Genomic DNA, 25,188 nt, shown 5'->3' with positions numbered 1-25,188 from the left:
CTCCTGCGTCCACCTGACACAGGCGCTGCGTTTCCATCGCAAATTCCGCGTCGCCCACGAGTCGCGTTCTGGGGAGGCGAGTGCGGGACCCAAACCCGTCATTGGCCTCGCCAACCTGGTCGGGCCGGCTTGGCTCGGCAGAGATTCGAAGAGCGTCGATGACCAAGCAAATGGTCGATCGTGGCCAGCGGGCTCTATCGAACGCCGCGCCAGGTTGACGTGGAGGCGCTTCTGATGCGCCGCTTCGGCGCTCGGCCGCCCGATACGCGCAGCGCGGCCGCCCCGGCTACCGGTGACGTCGTTGTCGCCTCTGCGCCTTCGGCGAAGCCTGTCGCCTTTCCTACTGCCGAGTCCGGCGATGACGGGCCGGGGTGGACTTGGCTTCGCCTCACCTGCTCTTCGGCGGGCGACTCCACGGGGGCAAGAGCAATTGGGATATCGCGCGATTCACGTGCAAGCGCACCATTTCTGTCAAGCGCTCCCTCCATGATGGCCCTGCACTTGTTAAATCAAGGGCGCCTTCGACGAGACGTGATGGCTGACGATTTTCCAGTCGCCGTCCTCGCGGGCGATCACCCAGGTGATCTTGAGCGACAGTTTTATCGCACCTTGATCAACGTCAAATGACGCCGTGCCGGCGACATTGACCAGATCGGGGCCGACCTGTTCGAAGACGACGTCGCTGAATTGAACGGTAGATGTCCGCCACCGCGGCAATCCCTGGAAGTAGGCCGCAACACCGTCTCTCCCGCGATACAGTTTCGGGTTCGAGCCGAAGAACAGCGCGTGCTTCGAATAAAGCGAGGAAAGCGCGTCGGCGTCCAGTCTGCTGAAAGCCGCCGCCCATTTCGCGATGATGTCGGATGCGATGTCGTCGGCAGCATGTGGCATCGAATATCCAATCGTTTTGAACGGGCTTCAGCCCCTGGCGTATTCCTTGGCAAAGGTGTCGCGTAGGCCGACAGTACGGTTGAACACCAGCTTTTGCGATGTCGATTGCCTGTTGCGCACGAAATAGCCCTTCCGCTCGAACTTCATCACCTCGTTCGAATTGCTTTCGACCACGCTGGCCTCGATCCGCGTCGGACAGCACTTCCATCGACTGCGGATTGATGTCGGCGGCAAAATTGCCGGCTCGGGGCTCGGCTTGGCGAACACCGATTGTAAACGCGGATTTCGGCCAGGCGCGACTGGGCCGCCGGCAGCCAATGCATCGTGGCCTTGACCTTGCGTCCGCCCGGCACGTTGCCGCCGCGGCTCGCGCAATCCTAGGTGCAGCGCAGCTCGACCACCGCGCCGACGTCGTTCTTGATGACGCCAGTGCATTTCATGAAATGGGCATAGGCTCAGGAGGAGCGACAGAACGCGATAGTCCTTGTCTTCTTAGAGCGGACAGTCCGGTTGAAATGCCGGCGGTCTCTTTTCCACGAGAGCCGCAAGGCCTTCCTTCACTTCCGGTCCTGTAAATCCCATGAATTCAAGCGCCAACGAAGCATCGAATGTCGGCCCGGCCTGCCGGAGCCAATTGTTGAGCGCGTATTTCGTCCAGCGAATGGCACTCGGCGGTCCTGCAGCAAGACGGCCGGCGACTTCGATCGCTTTTGCGTCCAGTTCGTCGTCCTCGCAGCACATCGATACGACACCGATGCGCTCCGCCTCTTCGCCCAAAAGCTGATCGCACAGCAACAGATAGTATTTTGCCTTCGCCATTCCGCACAACAGCGGCCACACAATCGCCGCATGATCACCCGCTGCCAAGCCTAGCTTCGTATGCCCGTCAATGATGCGCGCCGTCTTGGTGGCGATGGAGACGTCTGCCAGCAAGCCGCAAGCGAGGCCGGCACCGACCGCCGGCCCCCTGATTGCACTCACGATGGGCTTGGAGCAGTTGATGACGTTGTAGACGATGTCTCGGGCTTCCTTCCAGTTACGGATCCGCGTGTCATGATCGTCGATGATGCGCTCCATCATCGCGAAATCGCCGCCTGCTGAGAAGGCCTTGCCCGCACCGGTCAGGATAACGGCCGAGACGCCCGGATCGCTGTCGATATCCCGCCAGATCATGCCGAGCTCGCCGTGCATTTTCTCATCGGCGGAGTTCATCTTTCCGTTCGACATGGTAACCCGTAGGACGCGCGGCTGCGGCCAGTCGAACTGAAGCCGCGCGTACTTGGCGTATCGATTCTCGAGGCCGGCCGCCAACGTCTCGTCGTTCATCTGGCTCTCTCCGTTTGCTTTGAACAACCACCGCTAACGCTGAGCGTCTCATCACGTCAGGGAACGCACCGATGCTGCGGATTTCTGACGGCGTCAATGGGTATTCACCCAAAATGTCGCCTCAAACTGCATATGAGTTTCTTGAGAACGCTTTTCTAATTTGACGCCATTATTTGCGAACGCGTATCGTGTGGAATGTCTTGGCCATATCATCTCCCAGCGCTGGTGCGGATATCGTCGGTCGATGGCGTCGATATTGGCTGGCGGATCCAGGACTCCTTAGCGTTCGCAATCGAGCTTGAGAAAATCGGCATCGATCGGATCGATTGCTCGTCCGGCGACATGAAGCTGCTGCGGGGCCGCTCTATGGTCTGGCGAGCGTCGGGCTTCAATGTGGCCAGCGCCGCACGCATCCTGTGCGAGGAGGAAAGTCCATCGATTGCCGTAGGCCTCATTCGTGAACCCGAATACGTCGAATCCACACCGCGAGACGGAAAGGCGACCATGATTGCGCTTGGCCGAGAAGGTCGCTGGCCGGCGCGAGCGGCGCTTTCAACTGGGTTGCGATCCCGAGTGGGCCGGCCGGCCCGACCAGTATGGTAGCTGGTGGCTCAAGAGTCGGGTTTGACAGCAGGGCAAGTAACGGAGATGGCGATCGTGAAAAGGAATGAGCCTGTCACACGGGCGCCCACGCGCGGTTTGACACCTGAATTGCGTCGCGACATTCCCAAGGTTACGCAGAGTCTAGTGCCGCCAGATCAGAAGATCGACAGCACGGTCAAGTCAGCGAAGCGCGTGTTCGAGGTTCTTGAGTTTTTCGAGGAGCATCAGTCCGCCGCATCGGTTATTGACGTGGCTGCCGCGTTGCATTTTCCGCAGTCGAGCACGTCCGCTCTGATGCGGACGATGACCGCGCTTGGCTATCTGCATTATGACGCCGGCCGCCGAACCTACGTCCCGACGGCGCGGATCTCGATGCTGGGCCACTGGCTCAGCCCCGTTCTGTTCCGCCGTGGGCGCTTGATCAACCTGATGGAGGATTTGTCGGCAAAGACCGGGGAGACCGTCATGGTCGGCCTGCGCAACGGTCTGGCCGCGCAATACATCCACGTCATCCAGTCCAAGGTTCCCATGCGCTTGCATGTGCGCTCCGGAACGCTTCGCCCGCTGGCAAAGTCCGGATTGGGCTATGCGCTGCTGTCTAGGTATTCCAACAAGGAGGTCCGCCGTCTGGTCAAGCTGCTCAACTCCTATGAAATGCATCCCGAGAAGCAGGTCGATATCAAGGCGTTGCTGGTCGAGCTCGGCAAGGTGCGAAAGCAGGGCCATGCATTGTCGCTTAGTCTGGTGACGCCAGGCGCCGGCGTGGTGGCCATGGCTCTCCCGCGAGTAGCTGAATCCAGCGAGCCTCTCGCCATTTGCGTTGCTGGCCTGACCGACGCGCTTGTCTCGCAAGAGAAGGCATTTGCGGCCGTGATGCGTGATGCGATCAAGTTTCACTTGAGCGATTGATTGTGTCGCAATCGGCGATTTTCGCGGGTGTGCAAAGGTATTCGCCATTCTGCTTTCGGTGGATTTCTCGATCGATCTTGCCGGCATGCTCAAGCTGTCGCCAGAGGAGATCGCAAGCCTAGAATCGAGCGGACGATCGGAATGCCCAAACCGAATAGGCCGTTGTTCCGCTCGAGTTACGTTCCGTCCAAGTCAGGAGCCTCCATGTCAGATGAAGACAATATCGTCGTTTCCACCGCCGAGCGGATCTTCGCCGACCTGGCGGATCTGCAAGAAGTTGCGCACGCTCAGGGCGATGCGTGGAAGGCGCCGTTGTGGCGCGCACTTGCCGAGGCCGGTCTGCCGTTGGCGTGGGTATTAGAGCAGCACGGCGGTTCAGGCGCGAGCCTGATCGACGGCTTTGCCGTGCTGCGCGCAGCCGGAAGGTCAGCTCTTGCGGTGCCGCTGGCGGAGACCATGCTTGCGGGGTGGCTGTTGTCGCAGGGCGGAATCGTCGCGCCGGAGGGAATGATGACGGTGTTGCCCGGCGGCCCGCGTGAACTGATCGGACTGGACGCCGAGGGACGATTGACCGGACAGGCGAGGCGCATCCCGTTCGCGCGCGATGCCGCTCATTTTGCCGTTCTCGCCAAGAGCGCTGCAGGAGTCAGGATCGCTTTGGTGGATGCCTCGCTGTGCCGCATTGATCGCTTCGAGAACCTTGCAGGCGACGCGGCGGATACTGTTTCTGTTGCTGGCGTGCTGCCGGTCGCTATTGCGACTGCGCCAAACGGGTTCGACCCGACCTCCCTTTTCTTGATGGGCAGCGCCGTGCGCAGCCAACAGATCAGCGGGGCGCTGGAGGGGATGCTGGAGTTGTCCGTGCGTTATTCGACGGAACGCGTTGCCTTCGAGCGAACCATCTCGAAATATCAAGCGGTGCAGCATAATCTCGCGCGACTAGGTGGCGAGGTCGCCGCCGCGGTCACTGCGGCGACTTCTGCGGCCGATGCGATGAGCGCGCATCCGCGCGATACGGACGGCATCTTGCTTGAGGTGGCATCGGCAAAGATTCGCTGCGGCGAGGCCGCCGACAAGGGCGCGTCGATCGCGCATCAGGTGCACGGCGCCATCGGCTTCACGGCCGAGCATGTACTGCATCGCCTGACATTGCGCGCTCTGGCGTGGCGGGATGATTTTGGAAGCGAGAGCTACTGGTCCTCCGAACTCGGCTGGTGGATCGGCAGGCGCGGCGCCGATGAACTGTGGCCGCTGATCGCATCGCGTTGACCGGATTTAGGCGCCAAGACCATGACAACAGCATTACGATTCGATCCCATCCGGCTGCCGGAGCATTGCCAGGAGTTGCGTCGCGAAGTCCGCGCATTCCTTGCAGACGAGGTTTCGGCCGGGACCTTTGATCCCCTGAGATCGGGAAGCGCCGAAGGAGAAGGCGCCAAGGCGTTTAGCCGCCGCGTCGGCCAGCGCGGCTGGATCGGGATGACCTGGCCGAAGAGATACGGCGGTCAGGAGCGCAGCTTTCTTGAGCGCTACGTGGTGACCGAAGAGATGTGCGTAGCCAACGCGCCGGTTCGTCCGTTCTTCGTCGCTGACCGGCAGAGCGGCCCGACGCTGATCCGCTACGCATCGGAGCAAATCAAGCAGTCCATCCTGCCCCGGATCATCCGCGGCGAGGCCAGCTTCTGTATCGGCATGAGCGAGCCCGGTTCGGGATCGGACCTGTTTGCCGCCAAATCCAAGGCCACCAAGACCGATGGCGGCTGGCTGATCAACGGCACCAAGATCTGGACCAGCAACGCCAACGTGTCCGACTACATGATCGGCCTATTCCGGACCTCGGCACCCACCAAGGAAAACAGGCGGCATGGCCTGACGTCGTTCCTGGTGGATATGAAAACGCCAGGCATCACCTGCAACGTCATTCGCCAGATGTCTGGGCAGCGCGAGTTCAACGAAGTGGTGTTTCAGAATGCGTTCGTTCCTGATGGCAACCTGCTTGGTGAGATCGACGGCGCCTGGAAGCAGGCAACCAGCGAACTCGCCTACGAGCGCAGCGGGCCTGAACGCTTTCTCGAAACCTACGCGGTTCTGACCGAACTGGTTCGCTCGCTCGGACCGGATCCTGATATCCGCGCGGCGGAAGGTCTGGGGCGACTGGTGGCGCAACTCCACACGCTGCGGCGTATGTCGGTCTCTGTCGCCGGAATGCTCGAAGCCGGTAGGGAGCCGGTGGTCGAAGCAGCCATCGTCAAGGACATGGGAACGATTTGGGAGCAGCGGTTGCCACACACGGTACGCGATCTCGCCGCCTTCCTCGATCCCGAAGCCAGCAACCTCGCTACCCTTGATGAGTGCCTCGCCTTCAACCTCAAGATTGCCCCCAAGCTCACGATTCAGGGCGGCACCACTGAGGTTCTGCGCGGAATCATCGCGCGCGGGCTCGGGCTACGCTGACATCAAAATTCTGAGGAGCCGCTCATGGCCGCTGCAAGAGATACCATATTGACTCCCTCGCAGAACACGTCGCGCTCATCGAAGTTCGCCGGCCGCCGCTGAATTTCTTCGACTTATCGTTGATCCAGCAGATCGCCGACGCTCTGGAGCGGCTGGATGCCGATGACAATGGTCGTGCCGTCGTTCTCACAGCGGACGGCAAAGCGTTGTGCGCCGCTGCGAATTTCGACAGCTCGGGTCCAGCGACTCCTGAAGTAGCCCGGGCCAACTCGGGAGAGCTCTATCGGAGGCCGTGAGGATTTTCCGCAACCGTCTTCAGCGGATCTTGATGAGCCGCTTGCCGGTATTCTCGCCTCGGTAGAGTCCGGCGATCGCTCCCGGCGCGTGTTCGATGCCGTTCTGTATGTCTTCGGAATAGCGCAACCGTCCATCGCGAACCCATTGTGCTAGACGAGAAACGGCCTCTTCGTACCGAGGTGCGTAGTCGAAGATAACGAAACCCTGCATGCGTGCGCGCTTGACCAGCAAGTGACGCTCGGCGCGCGGACCGTTTGGCCAAGGATCCCAAGTCGAGAACGAAGCAGTTCCGCAAATCACCACGCGCGCGCCGACGGCAAGACGCCCAAGTACGATGTCGCTGATGACGCCACCGGTATTGTCGAAATAGAGATCGATCCCGCGTGGGCAAGCCTTGCCGAGCGCGGAGTCCAGATCGTCGCTCTTGTAATCGTACGCCTCGTCATAGCCGAACAGCTCACGGCACTGGGCGACCTTCGCCGGTCCGCCGGCGATGCCGACCGTTTGGCAACCCGAAAGCTTCGCGATTTGGCCAACCGCCGACCCCACCGCTCCGGCCGCGGTCGACACCACTACCGTATCGCCAGGGCGCGGCTGGCCGATGTCCAGCAGCCCGAAATAGGCGGTTATCCCGTTGAGACCGGTGACGCCGAGCGAGAGCGAAAGCGGCAGGTCGTCTTCCCGGATCTTTCGCGTGACAGCGGCAGGTCCGACGACCGCGAATTCCTGCCACCCGAACATGCCCATCACCTTGTCGCCCGGCTTGAAGTCGGGATGTCCTGACTGTAGTACTTCGCCGGCGGCGAATGAGCGCATCACTTCGCCGATGCGCACGGGCTCCGAATAATTGGCGACGTTACTGACCCAGCCGCGCATAGCGGGTTCGACTGAAAGAAAAACGTTTTGTATCAGGATCTGTCCGTCGAGCAGATCGGGAACGTCAGTCTCGATGATCTCGAAATCGTCGGCCTGCGGAATATCGGCCGGCCGGGATTTCAGAATGACCTGACGATTGCGATTGTTCTTCATGGCCAACGGTTCCTATTGAGGTCGATTTCGGAAGGCGATGCCGCCCAATCTTCAATAGAGGAAGACCGCGAGTTCGCCAGTCACCCTTGGTCGATTCCCAAAGGCGATTTCTTGTCGTTTGCGCCGCTTGATATGGCGTGTGACTGAACGCTTGCAGTATGCGATCAAATCCCAATCCCAACATCTGTTCGAAACAGTCCGCGGCGGTTCACATGGCGGCCAATTTTTCGCGCAGCCGGTCGACAGCCTCGGGATTAGCCAACGCTGAGAGGTCGCCGGGATCCTTGTCCTCGAACACGGCACGCAACACGCGGCGCATGATCTTCAAATTGCGGGTGCGTGGCAGATCATCGACGAACAGAATCATTTCGGGGCGATAAGATGCGCCCATTTCTGCGACGATGGCCGACGACAGTTGGTTTTCGAGGCTGCGATCGCCCACGACGCCCAGCATCGGCACGCAGGCACACACGATGGCCGAGCCCTTGACCGGATGCGGAATGCCGAACACGGCGGCTTCCGCAAGCTTGCCGGTCGCGATCAGAATGCCTTCGAGTTCCGACGGCCCGGTGCGCTTGCCGGCGACCTTGATGGTGTCGTCGGAGCGGCCGAGAATGTAGTAGAGTCCGTCCCGGCCACGCATCGCGAAATCGCCGTGAACCCACAATCCGGGCAGTGTGCTCCAGTAGCTTTCGATATAGCGCGCATCGGCCTTCCACAGGCTCTTGGTCAGTCCAATCGAGGAATGCCGCAGAACCAGTTCGCCGACCGTCCCATCGGGAACGCGCCGCCCCGTCAAATCGACGATGTCGGCGCCCACGCCTAGCGCGGGTCGCGCGAAAGAGCCCGGGTTCATCGGGTGATTGGGTGTTCCCGTGAAGATGCAGCCACCGACTTCGGTGCCGCCTGACATGTTGATGATCGGGATCTTCTTCTTGCAAACGTGCTCGAAGAACCACAGCCAAGGCGCTGTGGTCCACGCTTCGCCGCCGGAGGCCGTCATCCGCAGGCTGGAAAGATCGTAGGATTCGACTTCGAGCCCGTAACGCATCAAACTGCGCACGATCGTCGGCGACACACCAAGGTAGGTCACCCGATGCTCGGCGATCAATCGCCAGAACCGTCCCGCATCCGGATAGTCCGGAGTACCTTCGACTACCAGCAAGCTGCCACCGGCGAAACTCGGGACGCAGGCGCACATCGAGCCGACCATCCAGCCTATATCGCTGAAAAAGAAAAACCGATCCGTCGATTTGAAGTCGCTGCAGATGATCATATCGCGGGTCACCATCGAGCCGATGAACCCGATATGGTTCCAAACGCATCCCTTCGGTTCGCCTGACGTACCTGAGGTGTAGAGCAGGATCGCCGGGTCTTCCGCCTGCATCTCGGCAGTTTCAATCATGGCGCCCTTGCCGGCGACGGCATCATCCCACCAGAGGTCCCGGTCCTTCCGCATTGGCGTGTCGATCGCAAGACTGCTGCGACGCGCGACGATCACGTTTTTTACGGTCGGCGAGGCCTCCAGGGCGATGTCGAGCACAGATTTGAGCGGCCCCGGAGCGCCGCGCCGCCATGTGCCGTCAGCGGTGATGACGGCCTTTGCTTCTCCATGATTCAAGCGGGTTTGAATCGGCGCATGGCCGAACCCGGAGAACAGCGGCATGACGATCGCGCCGAGTTTCAGGATGGCAAAGAACGCGACGAACGTCTCCGGCAGGTTCGGCATGTAGATTGCGACCACGTCGCCGCGTCCGATTCCGATATCGTGGAGCCCCTGCGCCAACCGCCCGACTTCGCGGTCGAATTCACGGTAGCTCAGCGAGCGGCGTTCACGCTTGTCTTCGCCTTCCCAGACGAGGAAAGTCTGGTCCCACACCGCGGTGTCGCGATGCTTGTCGAGGCAATTTAGCACGATATTGGTGGTGCCGCCGACGCACCAGCGCGCCCACGCCTGACCGCTGGAAACATCCAGCATCTGGTCGTAGTTGCGGTAAAATCTCACATCGCAGAACTTGAAGACTTCCTGCATCAGCCATGCGGGATCGGCTTCGGCTCGTAACGCGAGTTCGTCATAATCGCTTTGTCCGGTGGCACGCAGAAACGCCGTCAAATTGCTTGCCGCCGCCAGTTCCGAAGGCGGCGTCCAGATATACGGCGTGGCGTCGTTCATATCTGTCATCTGGGCTATCTCACGCGCAAGTGCGTTACTTCTTGAACAGCGGGCAGGCGCTTTCTTCCGGCGTCACAAAAGCATCTTTGCCGGGGATCACCTGAACCAGCTTTTCGTAGTCCCATGCCCCCTTCGATTCGGCGGGCGACTTGGCCTGCACCAGATACATGTCATGGATCAACTGGCCGTCTTCGCGCAGCGACGCGTTGCGGGCGAAGAAATCCTCGATAGGCATCGACTTCAATTGCGCGATCACCTTCGGGCCGTCGTCAGTGCCGGACTTTTCGATGGCCTTGAGATAATTGGTCACCGCTGAGTAAAGCCCGGCATGAACCATATTCGGTCGCTTGCTGGTCTTGTCCATGAACTTCTTGGCGAAGGCCCGCGTTTGGTCGTCGAGATCCCAATAGAAGCCGGTTGTCACCAGCAGCCCTTGCGCTGCCTGCAATCCAATAGCGTGGATATCGCTGCTCTGCATCAAGAACACCGCCAGGCGCTGCTTGCCTTTGGTGAGTCCGAATTCCTGAGCCTGCCGGATCGAGTTTGCGAGGTCGCCGCCAGTGTTGGCGAACGCGACGACGTCGGCCTTGGAGTTTTGCGCCTGCAGGATATAGGACGAGAAGTCCATACTGTTGAGGGGATAGCGAACTTCACCGGCGATAGCGCCGCCGAGTCTTTCCACCGTCCTGGCCGCATCATTGCGCAACGCATGTCCGAAAGCGTAATCGACGGTCAAGAAATACCAACTCTTGGCGCCCTCCATGACGAGCGCCCGCGCCGTGCTATTGGCGAGTGCGTAGGTGTTATAGATCCATTGTACCGAATTTGGCGAACAGGCTTTGCCGGTAAGATCCGACGAACCTGCGGAAGCAACCAAAATAGCCTTGTTTTTCTGCTTGGCTAGTTCCAGCACGGCAAAGGCCACGGCCGAGTTGACGAGGTCGACGATGACGTCAACCTTTTCATTTTCGTACCAGCGCCGCGCGATGGCAGCACCGACGTCCGCCTTGTTCTGGTGGTCGGCATCCACCATGACGATCGGCTTGCCGGCGACCTTGTCGCCGAAATCCGCGATCGCCATCCGAACGGCTTCTACCGACAACGGACCGGCGGCATCGGCGTAAACGCCACTCAGATCAGTCAGCACGCCGATCTTGACGCTGTCGTCCGATATTTGTGCATGCGCCGATGTCGTGATCAGCGTTGCGACGCAGACGAGGGTAAATAAGTTCAGGATGTTCTTCATGGTTTCCTCCCAGGTGTCGTTCAGGCCTGTTTGGCTTTTTTTTGTTGTGGAGCGCAAATCGAAAATTTTCGGCCATGAGGCCGGATCCTGGCTGCTCGGAGCGCGTGCTTCTGGATCTTGTGTTAGTGTCATCGGCGGCGCATCGATATAGGCGATCCACGCCGGCAGTTTGCCGTAGGCCAATGCGCTCGCGCAGAAACTAAATACGGCTTGGCCGCAACTGCCGAAAGAGCCAGGTTGTCGACGCTTTCGACTTCCGCAGCCGATATGTTTATGTCGGCGCAGCGGATCATGTGCTCGAGGCGCGGTACGCGGGATTGATCGGCATGATCGATGCGCCGATGCCGTTCAGCGCCAACCAGTGAACCAAAAAGTCCGAGTGGTTCTCGATCAGTCTTCCGATGTGGTGGCCCCGGACGTAACCGGCGGCGCAACAGTGCGCCTGTAGCGCTGCCACGATTGCCGCGCAACCAAAGCGGGCGCGGTCAGACGTATATTTTCGGTCGGTGCGCGGAGGGACACAGACAGACGAGCTGAAAGGCGAGGCGCCAGCTGTCGATAAGAAGATGCTGTGGAGCATGTGCATGCGAGCCAAACGCCGGAACGTGAGATAAAATCACGCGCGCAGAAACCAATTCCGCGTGGTTGGCCAATAGGCGGGCGTTCCGAACCAATGTCAAACAATTAAAGAGTTCTATAAAACTCATATGTATTTTAGGCCTCACTTCATCAGATCATACATCCGTTGTTGGTCAACTTTGTCATCCATGTGATCGACCGTCCAATGGTGCGCGAACGGTCTCTGGAGCGAGCGGCCGAGTGGGGTGAGTGCACACTCGACGCCGAGGCCAGGACCGTCGATAACCGTGCGTTTCACCATACCGTTGCGCTCGAGTTTCCGCAGCGTCTGGGTCAGTACGCGCTGGGTAATGCCGTCCAGCGGCGCTTGATCGCGTTGAAGCGGCGCGGCTCACGAAGCACGGTCAGCACGAGCATTACTGGCGGATCAGCGCTGAGCGTGAACGAGAGTCATCGGAGATGGATATGCCTCCCGGCAATACACGAAAGTCAGTTGCGTTCCACCTTCTGCGACACAGACGGGCGCCCGACAACACTAGCGTAGCAAAATGTGCGGTGGCAGTTGTTGTGGTATAGGCGCTGCACGGCCCATCAGGCTCCGAATCAGCAGCAATTGTCCCGATCCGCCTCAAGCAGAAGGAGTAGCGATGAAAGCTGCAGTGTATGATCAAAATGGGCCGCCAGAAGTTCTTCGTTATTCCGACGCCCCGGATCCAGAGATTGGCTCTGGAGACATCCTGATTCACGTGGAAGCTATTTCCCTTGAGGGCGGCGACGTGATCAACCGTCGCAGTTCCCTGCCGGCGCATCCTGCATACATTGTCGGTTATGCCGCAGCCGGGACCGTGGTAGCGATCGGCAACGAAGTCACGAATCGCAAGATTGGCGATCGGGTCACATCCTGGGGGCTGAGTGGTTCTCACGCGCAACTCCGCGCGGTGTCGGCGCAACAGACCTGGATTTTACCTGCACGCGCAGACATTGCGGAAGCCGCAGCAATCCCGATTGGCTTTGGGACGGCCCACCATTGCCTGTTTGCACGAGGACGGCTTTCAAGCGGAAGCACTGTCTTGGTTCAAGGTGCAGCAGGGGGCGTCGGGATCGCAGCGGTGCAGCTTGCCCATCAAGCCGGAGCGACTGTGATTGCCGTCGCAAGCGGCGAGAATCGTGCCAGGGGGCTGATCGAGCTCGGCGCCTCGAGTGTCATCGACCACAACCGCGAATCCGTCGCCGATGTGGTTCGTGATCTCACCAACAATCGCGGCGTCGACCTGGTGGTCGATCCGGTCGGCGCCACCTTGGCGACTTCTCTCGCAGCGCTCCGCGATGAAGGAAGTCTGGTGTCCGTAGGAAATGCGGGCGGGGGGTCATTGACGGTTGACCTCTGGCAAGCACTGCAGCGCAATCAATCGATCCTTGGCGTGTTTATGGGAACCGTGCTGTCACGTCCAGAAGTACGTCGAACTGTCGACACGATGCTTGCTGACCTCTCGCAAGGCAGGCTCACCGTGCCGATCGATAAGCGATTTCCATTAGCTCAGGCTGCCGCCGCTCACCGTCATGCCGAGGACAACAAGATCCTCGGCCGCGTCCTTCTAATCCCCTGACGACTGTGGACCCAACGCTGCATGGCGTTCGGTCACATTGCAGAAGGTGTTTATGACGGCGAGACGCCGTATTAAGGCCCGACCCTGTTAGGCCGAGCCTTGGAGGGACGGGCTGAGTGCGTCCCAGGCGATTGCGCCACCGTCGGCGGTCAGGATGGCGCCGGGGTTCACGCTCGCGGCGCCTTAAAGAACTAAAGATCCACGATCGCTGCTTCCGCTTCGCCGACAAAGTTTCCGGACTGTGCATGCTCGAAGCGCTACGGGACCGCGGCTCTATGCTCGAGCCGGGCGTCCAAAGGCCTTAGCCTGTCGGATACGTCGAGGGCGTACACCCCTGCACCTACCTCCGAAGCGATCAGCCCGTCACGGCTTGTTTGAAGCCGGCCGTAGATCGCAGAGTACGCCGTGAAGCCGTCATGGCCGGCTCCCGCCGACGTGGCAAGGCCGGATATATCGACGACGCGGACATTCGCGGTCCTTGCCCCTGAGATGACGCGGGGGTCGTCGATGTCCGCCGCCCCAGCCCGGAGTTGCCCTCCCGCAAGAAACCTGGAAAACGACAGAGCCTGGTCTTCTTTGGAAACAAGCACTGTGATGGGCGAGCGCAGGCGGCCAATGACGCGTAATTGCTGAAGGAACACCTCGGTGTCAATGTCCGGCGCCGCGAGCGTTACATCGTTGAGCTTCTCGATAGTTCGAACGTCCGACGCGATGCGAATTTGCCGAACGACTTCCATGGTTAGCCAAGACCCCATGCTATGCGCGACGAGCTTGACACCCCTCACCCCGCGCTCGGCCGCAAGCCGCGTGACAAGATGGGCGAGCGCGTCACGCGAGAGGGTCACCGCATCCTTGTCGGCGATATAGCCGGTGAGTTCTGCCCTTGACGGCCAGGAGAATAGAACCGCGGACCGACCCGCATCCGAGTCAGCAACGAGCTGAGCCGTCCGAAACAGCGACTCTTGAAAACTATTGTTGTAACCGTGAACGAAGATGCCGACGTCGCGGCCAAGTGAATCACCGCGAGCAGCAGCCTGCCCGATTTCGACCAGGAACCTCTCTTCATCGAGACGCTCTGCCGAAACGACTGAAAAATGCCTAGCTGGGTCAGGAGCGTGTGTTGGCCACTCAATCTCGGTCGGCCTATGAGTGGGAGGGATGGAGATCACATAGCGGAAGTACGCCGGCGTTGCAGCGCCACCTTCGGCGAGAGGTACCGGCGCTTCAGGCTGCGCAGCACGAGTGCTCGCGACAAAGACTTTCACAAGTTTCGCAGCGCCGACGCTCGGAACGGGCTCGAGCACCCACGGCCCGGGCCGACGCGCGCAGCCACCAAGCGTGATGGCGCAAATTACGATCAAAGCTGTCATGTTATAGCGAGCCGACCGTCGTCGGAACCTCATCGATTCCGCTCCCCCCATATAGTCGTGATGCCCGCGGTTCGTCAGCGCGTCAGCTAAGCCACCAATAAAGTCTAACCCGTTACCGTCGCAGGTTTGCGCCGAACCGAAGTCGGCCAAACGCAACGGTCACCACACCACGGCAGTAGCCCGAGCGCCTGAACGGGGACGATCGTTAAATCGATTCGACTCTATTGTCGGAGTCCGAAGTGCGTACATGAGCAGCAGCCAAGGCAAACACTCGTAGAGTTGAAATAAGCTAACGAGGTCGCATCCTGGCCGATAGTCTGCCGTTTAGGAACGCTGCGTTCCGAATATGGCAACGTCACTTCAATCCACGGCGGCACGGCCAGCTTCGCGCGTGCGAATTCGCACGACGCTGGGCCTGTCCCGCTCGGGGCAACGCGGCGTTTCCGACCCTTCGACCCGAGCCGATGGTATGTGGCTTATAAAACGAATAGGTTCAATACAGCCATAAGAGGAAGCCGATTTCCTCAGCAAGTTCATGCTCTAAATACCTGAAATGCGACACGATGATTCCACTCAAACGCGTCGTCGCTTCCAAGGCCGGCTGTCAACATTCTAAGCCGTGTATTACTTCAGCAGTGCCGAAAAGAATTCTCGAAAGCAAGGAGGAACACATGCACCTTCGGAGACGCCGCGCATCCGACGACACGCTCAGCAGACAGGGACATCGGTTGTAGCGCGGTTCACAGTGCAGGTCTTTCCGGTCAATGATGTCTTTCGACCCTGAACGCAGTTCTTTCCGAGCGGCATCAGCCCTTTGTCATCGAAACCGAAACGTTCCTGATGTCGCCTTGGGAGGTTATCGATATTGACTGCCTGTTTCCGGATGTCGTGAGCGCTAAGTTAGCATTGAACCCGGGCGCATCGACGGTTGCAGTCATTCGGCTTCCTTGAGCACTGCCTTGCAGGCTTCCGCTGATGCCACGAGATGCCTCACTCCAAGAGCCGGACAGGCGCCGCCCCCCCCTCGCTGATTACATCGCTGCTCAGCTCGAACTTGTAGCTGTCGCTCGCGCAACGAAGCGTCTGCCGTAGTGTCGCTCCGTCGAGAGATACACGGTACGTCGCACGGCAGCGCAGCCGCTCCTTCGAACCATCGGACATGGAAATACTCCCATTTCCGGACCACGAGCCCGCGAAGCCGGAGAACGGAGCCGACTGCGCGTTCGCCGGCGCAGTCACAAATACGAGGAAAGATTTTAGATCCTATCGATGAAATCAAATTCGTTATGGCTCTCGTTTTCTTTTACCCTTTGAATCCCGATCGGCCGGTCGAGGTCGATTAGCGATCGGGCTCAGAACACGTGGCGCACTCACACTATAACCAAGCGACGTCTGAACCAGACCAAGCTCACATCCCTCGTCTCGAAAACCAAAGCGCGATGCCGCCTTACATCGAAAAAACACGGGTGCCGACCCTTCAGATCGGCGACGTCGTCTTCACGGTCAATCAACCGGCACATAAAACCGCCGGTATGCAGTGACGCCGTCCAAGCCTGATGCCGCTCCTTAGTCGCTATGATCTCCGCTCTTTCGAGCTTGCGGGGCACCGGCAGATGCTAGTTGATCTCGGCCGAAGTGCCACGCAGCCTGATGAAGTCCCGCGGGATTCATTTGTCCCCGTAATAGCTACCGAAGTATTTAACGGGTGACCAATTCGGAAGAATCGCAGGAAGTTTTGGAGATAGAGTGCTGTAGTCCTGTGCACCAAACACAACCTTGCCGTCCATGATAGTCAGAACAGAAGAGACGGACTTGATCTGATCCTCCGGTACGGAAAAGTAATCCCTGTCGAGAATAACGAAATCCGCGAGATTGCCCGGCGCTATTAAGCCCATTTCGGATTCTGTATTCATGAACCACGCCGGGCCGCTGGTGAACAATTTAAGCGCCTCGGCGCGGGAGAGGCGGTTGTCCTTGGCAAGGACTTCGGATCCGGACACAGACTTTCCGGATACCATCCAGCTAATCCCGACCCAAGGGTTGAACGTGGCTGCACGGAACGCGTCGGTGCTCATGGCCAGCGGAATGCCACTGTCCACGAGCTTGCGCAGACGCGGGGTCTGCAAAGCCTTCTCGCGACCATGGGTTTTGATGAAAGCATCGCCGTGCAGCGCCATCTTGTGATCCAAGGCAATGCCGCCACCCAGCTTTTTCACCCGCTCGATGTTCTCGGGGCTAATGGTCTCAGCATGTTCAAGGCTCCATCGCAGACCATCGAACGGAATCTCTTCGTTTATTTTCTCCAGAGCGTCGAGAAAGGGGGAGATGTTCTCATTGTAGCTGATGTGCATGCGGAACGGGATGCGTCGCCGGACCAGCTTCATCACGTCCTGCTCGACGAAGCGCCGCATCTTCTCCGGCTCGATGATGACCGCCGGACGATCGAAGTTTTCGTGATCGTGCACTTCCCCGTTCAGAACTTCTCCAGCCCCTCGATATTCATGGCCATGTGCCAGGGTGGGGTGCAGGTTTTGCCCGGTGCTTATCGGCGCTGTTTTCGTGATTGCTTCGAGTTGCAGATCCACCATGTTTACCGGCCCGCCGTCGCCGAGTTGCAAATCCACAAAGGGCATGCGCACGTTAAGACGGTTGTCCCGTGCAAGCATGTCTACCCTTGCCTGGGCTGTCGGGTATGCCCACCTGCCGCCGTTATCGATGATCGAGGTCACGCCGAACCGGTTCAGACCGCGAATGATATAGATCAACGAACTCACTTCTTCGTCGAACTTGGGCTGCGGCACCATGGTCTCGAGGGTGAGAAACAACCAAGTGTAGCCGAAGACCACACCGGTGGGGTTGCCGCGGCTGTCCTTTTCGAATTCTGTGTCCGGCACCTTTGGGAACCGATCGGTGCCCATGCCAAGTGCCTCCATCGCCCGCGTGTTCAAGAAAGCGCGGTTATAGGCATATTGCACGATCAACGGGCGATTGGGCACGGCCTTGCGCAGTTCGTCCAAAGTGGGAAAGCGGTTCTCCTCGAATTGGTATGGGGACCAGCCTCCGATTACTTTGACACATTGACCCTCCGGCGTGCGTTCGGCCTGCTCGCTTAGCATCGTCAACGCCTCACGCAGCGTCGGTACGCCATCCCACCGTACATTGTAGTTATAAGCCATGTCGTTGAGTACGTGCGTATGAGCATCGATTATGCCGGGGATGAGCCTTCGGCTGCGCGCATCAATCACCTTGGTCGTGGAATTCTTCAGACCAAGAATGTCCACATCAGAGCCGACGGAATAGATGCGGCCTTTTTTGACGGCCAAAGCCGTAGCTTCGGGCTGCCCAGGATTGCCGGTGAAGATCTTTGCGTTGATAACGATTAGATCAGCGCCAGGCTGTTCCTGCGTCGTTTGTGCCTGAGCCGCGGAGAACGAAGCAATCGTCACAAACGCGATGAATATTTTTTTTATCATTTTACCCTCGTCGGCAATTTTAAGGTCGATCGGCCTCGCTAGAGGGTAGCCGTCATGGCACGTTCCTCATCGCAGGAGGCAGGATGGCGAGCATCGACATCTACCGTTTGCCAACTCGCAATTCACCGCGATCAGCCAGCACGTCAACGTGCTCCGTGCGCACCAGCCCCGTTCCCATGCGCTAGAAAGCGCGATCCAAGTCCTTGCATGCCGTTGTCAAAGTTGGCTGGTTGGACGACACACGCCCTTATGACGATGCCTAAACGGCTAGTACCATTGACGTTTATTCGACGGTAGTTAGTCGCAGCGATACACTGTGTCGCAGAATCGGGAACGAGCCGGTGAACTTGCACTAGACGATAGCGCATAGTCGAATGCGCCAACCGAGCGCCGGCTTCAGGAACGTCAGGCGATCGCGTGATAGCAGAATTGTCGGTAGTCGGCAGCCAAATATCCTCCGAGAAAGCGGCAAGGCATTGATCCGGACGCGCGGGAAGATCCGACCCGAGCGAATGCCGTTGCCGCTGCGAAAGGTCAAAGGGCTTTGATGGACGCCAAGCTCTTCTTCCAGTCGAGCGAGGCGCCTGCTGACAATAGATTTGGAAACGCCAAAGCCGGTGCGCAATTGGCGTTATCCCTTCCCGTCGGCAACCTCAATAAACGCACGTAAGTCTTCATTTCCGCTACAATAGTCCGTTTCTGATTTCGCGACACGGTATGTCTCAAGACAACCCCAAGGCCACGCATAACTGCGTTCCTAATTTCGCGACACAGTGTGACAAACAACGATCCTACCGGACCGTTAGCGATACTGGCAAACTCCACACCGGTGTCGTCGCACGGGGCGGGAATCCGCATTCAAAACTTAAGCGCATAAGGTTTTCATGAAATTCCGCAACGGCCTTTCTTCACTTCTTCGTCCCGAGGACTCGGCTCTCGTTCTGATCGATCATAAGCCTTTCCAGCTTACGAACGTGAATAGCCGTGACTCTCAGGCGGCGGTGAACAATTTCACCGCTCTGGCGAAGCTTGCAAAAGCCTTCAATGTTCCGACGATCCTCACCAGTGTGCTGGCGGCTCGTGGCGGCGTTCTCTTCAAGCAAATCACTGACGTGTTCCCGGATCAGGAAGTGATCGACCGCACCTGGGGAACGCTTGCGAGCACAAGAGGGTGGTCGATCTGGTCAAGGCGACCGGCCGCAAGCAACTGGTCGTCGCAGGCCTGCGGACCGAAGTCTGCCTCGCATTGATCTCGCACCTCGGCGGCACCGGCATTGCGTTTGAGTGGGAGCAGCAGCTTCTGAATACGCCTGTGCCGTCCCCGGCTTAACTTCAGCGGGGTGACGAGGTGCGGGCAGAATGCACTACGTAATCGCTCTATGTGTATTGGACTTCGTCATTCCGACAAGACTAACTCTCATCTTCAAAAGCGTCTGCAGCCGCCCCGGTCATCGCGCCAGGCGAGCGCGATTGCGGACAGTAAGGCAGAGCGTCGCGTTCGCGATGGCACTCGCCGCTATGCCGCTTGTTGCGCAGGCGCAGGTTAGGACCGATGTCGAGCGCGCACCGACATTGACCAACGAGCGTTATAACGAGAATTGGACATATCTCGCGAATCCCGCGTCGCGCACGGGTTACTGGACAGAGCCATTCAAGTACATTCCGCTTGGTGATGACCGATCTACGTATCTCGTGACGGGCATGGAAGCCCGCTCTCGCTACGAGGGCTATGCCAATGTAAACTGGGGATCGGCGCCGAACGATAGTTACATCTGGCATCGTTTCATGCCGTATGTCGACCTTCACGCGGACAGTGTCCGATTTTTTGCGCAACCCATCGTTTCTGCAATCTCAGGCGTCGACCGTCCAACGCGGCCCGTCGATACGACTGGCACCGATATGCTTCAGGCGTTTGGTGAGATCCGGCTGGATGTCGCGGATCGTACCTCGCTGAGTTTGTCGGCGGGACGTAAACTGGTATCGCTGGGCGCAGGCCGCTTTATCGACACGCGTTATGGCGTCAATATTCCTCAGGCTTTTGAGGGCGCAGACGCGACGCTAACGGGTCAATTCCGCCAGGTCACCGCTCTGTATTATCGCCCTGTCGACAACAGGCCGGACGATTTCGACGATCGCAGTTCGCGGCAGAAAGCCGTTTGGGGCGTCTATGCGACCCAATGGCTGAACGCGACGCATGCGAATGGCGTCGATGCCTTTTATCTGGGTTTGCGTGACAACGCTGCGGTCTATGACCAAGGCACCGGCAAAGAGGTCGTTCACACCTTTGGAAGCAGGGTTTTTGGAGATACCGGCTCCTGGCACTGGAATATCGAAGGCGCACTTCAGGGTGGTCAATTCGCAGGTTACCGCCGGACCGGCTGGGGAGTCGGCGGCGAGGTCGGCTACCGTTTCCTGGACGCTCCCATGAAGCCAGATGCGAGCTTTACGGCTGAAGTCATATCGGGTGATGACAACCCGCGTGATCAGCAACTTGGGACGTTCAATCCTCTCTTCCCACGCGGCAAGTACTTCGGCGCGTTATCTCCAATCGGACCCCGGAATCTGATTCGTGCGCGGCCCAGCGTAACGATTGAGCCCTATAAGGATGTTGCAGTGACGCTCACGGGAGCCGCTTACTGGCGGCAGAGCCTGGCTGACGGCGTTTACGGCATTGCAGGCAATGTCGTGCGAAGCGGCAAGGACAGCACAGCGCGTTTCATCGGCACACAGCTCGAACTTGCCGTCGCCTGGCAGGCAACGCCGGAACTCAATCTGACAGCATCCCTGAGCGCGTTCCAGGCGGGGTCGTTCATTCGGGAAACCGGACCGGCGCAGACCATAAAGATGCTTGCCGTCATGGCGACCTACAGGTTCTGACCATAAAGCACCCGCCTCGCTCATCCGCAAACGTACCTGCATCAACCAATGAAACGAAAGGCTATTGATGGAAATCGGAATAGACAGTTTTGCAGCCATTCTCCCTGACCCAAAGAACGGAAAACTTCCGTCGGCAATTGAGCGAATGGCCAATCTCATCGAAGAGGTCGAAGTTGCCGACCGGGGCGGGCTGGACGTGTTCGGGATCGGAGAGCACCACCGCGCGGAATTTCTCGATTCTGCTCCTACGATCATTCTGGCGGCAGCAGCGGCGAGAACGTCGAAAATTCGACTGACAAGCGCTGTCACTGTCATCAGCGCTGCCGATCCCGTGCGTGTGTTTCAGGAGTTCGCGACCCTTGATCTCATCGCCAAGGGCCGCGCCGAAATCGTCGTCGGTCGAGGGTCATTCGCCGAGGCGTACCCGCTGTTCGGTCTGGCTGCGCGGGACTACGATGATCTATTTGCCGAGAAGCTCGATCTGCTGCTCAAGCTTCGAGAGGCGACCCATGTGAAATGGCAAGGCCGTTTCCGACCTGCGCTGGATCTTCAGGGAATCTATCCGCGACCGCATCAAGCGCGGCTGCCGATCTGGGTCGGCGTCGGAGGAACGCCGGAATCGTTCGTTCGTGCAGGTAAGCTCGGACTTCCGCTCATGATCGCGATTATCGGCGGCACGTTCGAACGCTTTCGTTCGCTCGTCGATTTGTATCGCGAAGCCGGTGCCAGGGCCGGGCATGCTCCCGAAAAACTGCCGGTCGGCATTCATGCCATGGGCTTCGTCGGCGACTCCGACGCCGCTGCTGCCGATTCCTTTTTCCCGGGCTGGGCGCATCTTACGGGGAAGATCGGCCGCGAGCGTGGCTGGTCGCCGCCGACACGTCAGCAATTCGACTACATGGCGGGTTCTGAAGGAGCCTTCCTGGTCGGCAGTCCGGCGACGGTTGCCGCGAAGATGCTTCACGCAAGCGAGGTGCTTGGTGGGCTTTCGCGCATCACGTTCCAGATGAGCACTGCAGCTCTTGAGACGTCCGCGATGAAACGGTCGATCGAGCTCCTCGGTACTGAAGTAGCGCCGATCGTTCGCGCGGCTCCCGGGATACTGCGGCGCATGCCGGGGCCAGCGTAATGCGGCCGAATGCGCTTCCGGAAAGCTCACAACGAGAGGAAGAATGTCAACGTTCACCACGAGAGATGGCACCAGCATTTTCTACAAGGACTGGGGTCCGCGAGACGCCAAGCATCGCTTTGAGCTACCCATCGATGAGAGCGGGATAGCGGCAGCGTATTGCAGCTTTACAGGAGATAAAATCGTCCTCACGCACACGATTGTCCCGCAGCAGTTCGAGGGACGAGGCATCGGCTCTCGTTTAGCACGCGGCGACTTCGGTGCGAGCGGTCGCGAGGTCGTCCTCGATTGGCCATCCATGACCGCCTACTGCGAACGCCATTCCGAGTATTCGGACATCGTATTCGGCGCAACCCGATCAGGAGAAACAAGATGATGGAATTGATTATTGAAGAGCGGCGTCGCAACCTCGGTGGCAGCTTTGAAGTCGGCCGCGTTCTGCCCTTTGCAAAACGACGCATGGTCGGCCCCTTCATCTTCTTCGATCACATTGGCCCAATGGATATTCCGGCGGGTATTGATCGCAGCACAGACGTGCGGGCTCATCCGCATATCGGTCTTTCGACGGTGACTTATTTGTTTTCCGGCGAGATTATGCACCGGGACAGCCTTGGCTATGAGCAAGCGATCCGCCCCCAAGAGGTAAACTGGATGGTTGCTGGCCAAGGCATCACGCATAGCGAACGCTTCGAGCATGCGCGGGCACATGGTGACCGGCTTCACGGCATACAGGCCTGGGTGGCGTTGCCAACAGGGATGGAAGAAGTTGCTCCATCCTTCAACCACTATTCTGGAAGCGCCCTGCCTCAATGGGATGACAAAGGAGTTGTCGGCCAGCTCATTGCTGGCAGCGCATACGGCCTGACGGCTTCTGCACAGACGCATTCGCCGTTGTTCTACGCGCATCTTGCGATGGAGCCCGGTGCAACCGCAGAAATTCCGAACGGTCACAAAGAGCGTGCGTTCTATATAGCGACAGGCGCGGTGGAAATGGATGGCGTCCAATACGAGGCGGGAAAAATGCTCGTACTCGATCCGACTGCTTCGCGCGTCAAGGCGTTGAAACAATCCACACTCATGGTTCTCGGCGGCGAACCGGTTGGCGAGCGGCTTCTCTACTGGAACTTTGTATCCTCGTCGCGCGAGCGGCTGGTGCAAGCGGCGGAGGACTGGAAAGCCGGAAAGATGAAGCTTCCGGATGCGGACGATAAAGAATTCATTCCGCTTCCTGACGGCCCGATACCCGGTACCTCGCTAAAAGCACCCTCCAAACTTACGGTATGAGCGACCTCATGGCTGACGCAAATCTCGGCGCGACGATCGGACCTGCCGTCGTCCTTATGGGCGCGGCTGTTGTTGCGGTCCCGCTATTCCGGCGGCTCGGGCTTAGTTCGGTTCTTGGCTATTTCGCCGCTGGGCTCCTAGTCGGCCCGTCTGCGATGAGCGTATTCAGCGATCCCAACGCCATCTTGCATTTCTCAGAACTGGGGGTGGTCATGTTCCTGTTCGTGATCGGACTGGAGTTGCGGCCGCAGAAGCTATGGGCGATGCGCGGCCAGATATTCGGTCTGGGATTGGTTCAGGTCTTCGCGGCGGTTGCAGCGCTCACGCTGACGGGCCGGCTGATCTTCGGTCTTCCGGGTCCTGCTGCCTTTATTGCTGCAGCTGGCTTCGTTCTTTCTTCGACCGCCGTAATCATGTCCCTGTTGCAGGAGCGCGGCGAATTGTCGGGCGCTCAGGGCCAGAAGTCTGTCGCGATCCTGCTTTTTGAAGATTTGATGATCGTACCGCTTCTGGCGGTCGTCGCGTTTCTATCGCCAGTAACGCACGGCGCACAAAAATGGACCGATATCGCGCTCGCGCTTGCCGCCTTGCTCCTGCTGTTGGCGGTGTCGCGCTGGACGCTCAATCCGTTCTTTGCGCTCTTGGCAAAAGCGCGGGCCCGCGAAGTGATGACGTCGGGGGCATTGCTCGTTGTTTGCGGCGCGGCGTTGCTAATGGACGCCGTCGGGCTCTCCATGGCGATGGGGACCTTTCTCGCCGGGGTGATGCTTTCGAATTCAAGCTACCGCCACCAGATCGAGAGCGACGTTGAGCCGTTTCGCGGCCTGCTGATGGGCTTGTTCTTCATGGCGGTCGGCATGTCGCTCGACCTGTCCACCGTCGCAGCAGAATGGCGGCTTCTGCTATGCTTGCTGCCCGCCTTTATCATCGCCAAGGGTATCGTGGTGTATGCCGTCGCACGCCTGTTCGGAACGGATAACACACACGCCATTCACCGGACCTCGATGTTCCTGCAAGGCGGCGAGTTTGCCTTCGTGCTCTATACGGCTGCTGCATCCGGGGGCGTGATCAATGCCCGCGAAAACGCGTTATTCGGCACGGTCGTCATCCTGTCCATGGCTTTGACCCCGCTGCTGATCCTTGTGGTCGATGGTTTGCTGCGCGGTAAGATATCGATGGAGGACGTCGAAGCGGCCCGAGACCTGAAAGGCCGCGTGCTTCTCATTGGTTTCGGGCGCTTCGGTCAAATTGCTTCCCAGGTGTTGTTGTCGAAAGGCGTCGAGCTTTCAGTGATTGATCGCGATCCCGACCGCATTCGCGATGCCGATCGATACGGGTTCAAGGTATTCTTCGGTGACGGCACCAGGCTCGACACGCTACGCACGTCCGGCGCAGGTGAGGCCGACGCAATCATGATTTGCATCGGCGCGCCGAAGGAGACCATGCAGATCGTCGAGCTGGCGCAACACTCGTTCCCGCAAGCGAAGGTCCTTGCAAGAAGTTACGACCGCGTGCACTCCGTGGACCTACTTCGGGCCGGTGTCGATTATCAAATCCGCGAGACGGTGGAGTCGGCGTATTCGATGGGAGCGCAGGGTCTGCGGGAACTGGGCTTTGCGGAAGTCGATGTCACGGAGGCCGCTGACGATATTCGTCAGCGTGACGTCGAGCGCTTGTCGGAACAGGTGCAAGGCGACGCCATGTCGGGGACGAACAAGCTGCACTTACGACCTGTTCCAGAGCCGTTGACACATCGCCCAACGCGTGGCCCCGCGGGGGGCGTTATCGAGCAGATCTAACGGTTTACCATTTCCGAACAGAAATCTTGAGACGCTCCCAGCGCTGCGCCGCGGGGTCTCGCCTCTCGGACCATGGATCGGCTGCCGCACGATGCCTTGGACGCTCATAAACACATGCTTGGCTTCTTCGAATTCGTCATCG

The 25,188-nt window shown here is 59.1% G+C and carries 18 protein-coding genes and 3 pseudogenes; 11 read left to right on the top strand and 10 right to left on the bottom strand.

What is annotated here, in order from left to right; translation table 11 throughout:
* Positions 1 to 504: 504 nt before the first annotated feature.
* From AC5ZG1_RS28240 to AC5ZG1_RS28230, 3 genes and pseudogenes are all read right to left on the bottom strand, one after another.
* On the bottom strand, positions 505 to 891 hold the full coding sequence (locus AC5ZG1_RS28240) for a YybH family protein (protein WP_496134716.1): 387 nt from the start codon (positions 889 to 891) through the stop codon (positions 505 to 507).
* Between the two features lie 27 nt (positions 892 to 918).
* A pseudogene (locus tag AC5ZG1_RS28235) lies at positions 919 to 1,343 on the bottom strand (glutamine--tRNA ligase); the annotation flags it as partial.
* Positions 1,344 to 1,383: 40 nt separating this feature from the next.
* Positions 1,384 to 2,217 (bottom strand): enoyl-CoA hydratase/isomerase family protein, encoded by an 834-nt coding sequence (locus AC5ZG1_RS28230; protein ID WP_496134715.1) that lies wholly within the window; start codon positions 2,215 to 2,217, stop codon positions 1,384 to 1,386.
* Positions 2,218 to 2,865: 648 nt separating this feature from the next.
* On the opposite strand from AC5ZG1_RS28230, the gene AC5ZG1_RS28225 reads away from it, so the two are divergent.
* The 4 genes from AC5ZG1_RS28225 (at position 2,866) to AC5ZG1_RS28210 (ending at position 6,479) form a co-directional block, all read left to right on the top strand.
* Positions 2,866 to 3,729, top strand: coding sequence for an IclR family transcriptional regulator (locus AC5ZG1_RS28225; RefSeq protein ID WP_496134714.1), 864 nt, complete (start codon positions 2,866 to 2,868; stop codon positions 3,727 to 3,729).
* A gap of 204 nt (positions 3,730 to 3,933) precedes the next feature.
* Positions 3,934 to 4,998 (top strand): acyl-CoA dehydrogenase family protein, encoded by a 1,065-nt coding sequence (locus tag AC5ZG1_RS28220; RefSeq protein WP_496134713.1) that lies wholly within the window; start codon positions 3,934 to 3,936, stop codon positions 4,996 to 4,998.
* 21 nt (positions 4,999 to 5,019) lie between these two features.
* Positions 5,020 to 6,183 (top strand): acyl-CoA dehydrogenase family protein, encoded by a 1,164-nt coding sequence (locus tag AC5ZG1_RS28215; protein WP_130225432.1) that lies wholly within the window; start codon positions 5,020 to 5,022, stop codon positions 6,181 to 6,183.
* 119 nt (positions 6,184 to 6,302) lie between these two features.
* Positions 6,303 to 6,479 carry a hypothetical protein gene (locus tag AC5ZG1_RS28210; protein WP_496134712.1) on the top strand — a complete coding sequence of 59 codons (177 nt, stop codon included), beginning with the start codon at positions 6,303 to 6,305 and terminating at the stop codon, positions 6,477 to 6,479.
* 19 nt (positions 6,480 to 6,498) lie between these two features.
* Here the strand turns inward: AC5ZG1_RS28210 and AC5ZG1_RS28205 are convergent, their stop codons facing one another.
* The 4 genes from AC5ZG1_RS28205 to AC5ZG1_RS28190 form a co-directional block, all read right to left on the bottom strand.
* Positions 6,499 to 7,509, bottom strand: a complete 1,011-nt coding sequence (locus tag AC5ZG1_RS28205; RefSeq protein ID WP_496134711.1) for an NADP-dependent oxidoreductase — start codon at positions 7,507 to 7,509, stop codon at positions 6,499 to 6,501.
* 208 nt (positions 7,510 to 7,717) lie between these two features.
* The gene (locus AC5ZG1_RS28200; protein WP_496134710.1) at positions 7,718 to 9,691 is read right to left on the bottom strand and encodes an AMP-binding protein; all 1,974 of its coding nucleotides are present in this window, start codon (positions 9,689 to 9,691) and stop codon (positions 7,718 to 7,720) included.
* Positions 9,692 to 9,716: 25 nt separating this feature from the next.
* Positions 9,717 to 10,928: an ABC transporter substrate-binding protein gene (locus tag AC5ZG1_RS28195; protein WP_496134759.1), complete on the bottom strand. Its 1,212-nt coding sequence runs from the start codon at positions 10,926 to 10,928 to the stop codon at positions 9,717 to 9,719.
* A 721-nt stretch (positions 10,929 to 11,649) separates the two neighbouring features.
* Positions 11,650 to 11,808: a hypothetical protein gene (locus AC5ZG1_RS28190; protein ID WP_496134709.1), complete on the bottom strand. Its 159-nt coding sequence runs from the start codon at positions 11,806 to 11,808 to the stop codon at positions 11,650 to 11,652.
* 346 nt (positions 11,809 to 12,154) lie between these two features.
* Here AC5ZG1_RS28190 and AC5ZG1_RS28185 point away from each other — a divergent pair, with 346 nt between their 5' ends.
* A complete protein-coding gene (locus AC5ZG1_RS28185; RefSeq protein ID WP_496134708.1) occupies positions 12,155 to 13,114 on the top strand; it encodes a quinone oxidoreductase family protein in 960 nt (319 codons plus the stop codon).
* A 257-nt stretch (positions 13,115 to 13,371) separates the two neighbouring features.
* Here the strand turns inward: AC5ZG1_RS28185 and AC5ZG1_RS28180 are convergent, their stop codons facing one another.
* The 3 genes and pseudogenes from AC5ZG1_RS28180 to AC5ZG1_RS28170 all read right to left on the bottom strand — a co-directional run bounded on the left by AC5ZG1_RS28180 (position 13,372) and on the right by AC5ZG1_RS28170 (position 17,957).
* Positions 13,372 to 14,418 (bottom strand): alpha/beta hydrolase, encoded by a 1,047-nt coding sequence (locus tag AC5ZG1_RS28180; protein WP_496134707.1) that lies wholly within the window; start codon positions 14,416 to 14,418, stop codon positions 13,372 to 13,374.
* 872 nt (positions 14,419 to 15,290) lie between these two features.
* A pseudogene (locus AC5ZG1_RS28175) lies at positions 15,291 to 15,723 on the bottom strand (hypothetical protein).
* Between the two features lie 428 nt (positions 15,724 to 16,151).
* Complete coding sequence (locus AC5ZG1_RS28170) at positions 16,152 to 17,957, bottom strand: amidohydrolase (RefSeq protein ID WP_496134706.1); 1,806 nt, start codon at positions 17,955 to 17,957, stop codon at positions 16,152 to 16,154.
* 884 nt (positions 17,958 to 18,841) lie between these two features.
* Between AC5ZG1_RS28170 and AC5ZG1_RS28165 the strand changes: the two are divergent.
* The 6 genes and pseudogenes from AC5ZG1_RS28165 (at position 18,842) to AC5ZG1_RS28140 (ending at position 25,046) form a co-directional block, all read left to right on the top strand.
* Positions 18,842 to 19,287, top strand: a pseudogene (locus AC5ZG1_RS28165) (isochorismatase family protein).
* 173 nt (positions 19,288 to 19,460) lie between these two features.
* A complete protein-coding gene (locus AC5ZG1_RS28160; protein ID WP_496134705.1) occupies positions 19,461 to 20,834 on the top strand; it encodes an alginate export family protein in 1,374 nt (457 codons plus the stop codon).
* A 67-nt stretch (positions 20,835 to 20,901) separates the two neighbouring features.
* The gene (locus AC5ZG1_RS28155; protein WP_496134704.1) at positions 20,902 to 21,963 is read left to right on the top strand and encodes an LLM class flavin-dependent oxidoreductase; all 1,062 of its coding nucleotides are present in this window, start codon (positions 20,902 to 20,904) and stop codon (positions 21,961 to 21,963) included.
* A 43-nt stretch (positions 21,964 to 22,006) separates the two neighbouring features.
* Positions 22,007 to 22,339: a GNAT family N-acetyltransferase gene (locus tag AC5ZG1_RS28150; protein ID WP_496134703.1), complete on the top strand. Its 333-nt coding sequence runs from the start codon at positions 22,007 to 22,009 to the stop codon at positions 22,337 to 22,339.
* Positions 22,336 to 23,247, top strand: a complete 912-nt coding sequence (locus AC5ZG1_RS28145; protein WP_496134702.1) for a pirin family protein — start codon at positions 22,336 to 22,338, stop codon at positions 23,245 to 23,247. Before AC5ZG1_RS28150 ends, AC5ZG1_RS28145 begins: the two co-directional genes overlap by 4 nt.
* Positions 23,248 to 23,255: 8 nt before the next feature.
* Positions 23,256 to 25,046, top strand: a complete 1,791-nt coding sequence (locus AC5ZG1_RS28140) for a monovalent cation:proton antiporter-2 (CPA2) family protein (protein WP_496134701.1) — start codon at positions 23,256 to 23,258, stop codon at positions 25,044 to 25,046.
* Positions 25,047 to 25,188: the final 142 nt, after the last annotated feature.

It is taken from the genome of Bradyrhizobium sp. Leo78 (assembly GCF_059512425.1).
The sequence above is the reverse complement of the archived record's forward strand: the minus strand, read 5'-3'. Positions and strand labels throughout refer to the sequence as shown.

Coding starts and splice junctions, on each gene's coding strand:
- AC5ZG1_RS28170 (WP_496134706.1), bottom strand. CDS start 17,957: ATGATAAAAAAAATATTCATCGCGTTTGTGACGATTGCTTCGTTCTCC.
- AC5ZG1_RS28240 (WP_496134716.1), bottom strand. CDS start 891: ATGCCACATGCTGCCGACGACATCGCATCCGACATCATCGCGAAATGG.
- AC5ZG1_RS28225 (WP_496134714.1), top strand. CDS start 2,866: ATGGCGATCGTGAAAAGGAATGAGCCTGTCACACGGGCGCCCACGCGC.
- AC5ZG1_RS28160 (WP_496134705.1), top strand. CDS start 19,461: ATGGCACTCGCCGCTATGCCGCTTGTTGCGCAGGCGCAGGTTAGGACC.
- AC5ZG1_RS28190 (WP_496134709.1), bottom strand. CDS start 11,808: ATGGTGAAACGCACGGTTATCGACGGTCCTGGCCTCGGCGTCGAGTGT.
- AC5ZG1_RS28185 (WP_496134708.1), top strand. CDS start 12,155: ATGAAAGCTGCAGTGTATGATCAAAATGGGCCGCCAGAAGTTCTTCGT.
- AC5ZG1_RS28150 (WP_496134703.1), top strand. CDS start 22,007: ATGTCAACGTTCACCACGAGAGATGGCACCAGCATTTTCTACAAGGAC.
- AC5ZG1_RS28230 (WP_496134715.1), bottom strand. CDS start 2,217: ATGAACGACGAGACGTTGGCGGCCGGCCTCGAGAATCGATACGCCAAG.
- AC5ZG1_RS28195 (WP_496134759.1), bottom strand. CDS start 10,928: ATGAAGAACATCCTGAACTTATTTACCCTCGTCTGCGTCGCAACGCTG.
- AC5ZG1_RS28145 (WP_496134702.1), top strand. CDS start 22,336: ATGATGGAATTGATTATTGAAGAGCGGCGTCGCAACCTCGGTGGCAGC.
- AC5ZG1_RS28220 (WP_496134713.1), top strand. CDS start 3,934: ATGTCAGATGAAGACAATATCGTCGTTTCCACCGCCGAGCGGATCTTC.
- AC5ZG1_RS28215 (WP_130225432.1), top strand. CDS start 5,020: ATGACAACAGCATTACGATTCGATCCCATCCGGCTGCCGGAGCATTGC.
- AC5ZG1_RS28200 (WP_496134710.1), bottom strand. CDS start 9,691: ATGACAGATATGAACGACGCCACGCCGTATATCTGGACGCCGCCTTCG.
- AC5ZG1_RS28140 (WP_496134701.1), top strand. CDS start 23,256: ATGGCTGACGCAAATCTCGGCGCGACGATCGGACCTGCCGTCGTCCTT.
- AC5ZG1_RS28155 (WP_496134704.1), top strand. CDS start 20,902: ATGGAAATCGGAATAGACAGTTTTGCAGCCATTCTCCCTGACCCAAAG.
- AC5ZG1_RS28205 (WP_496134711.1), bottom strand. CDS start 7,509: ATGAAGAACAATCGCAATCGTCAGGTCATTCTGAAATCCCGGCCGGCC.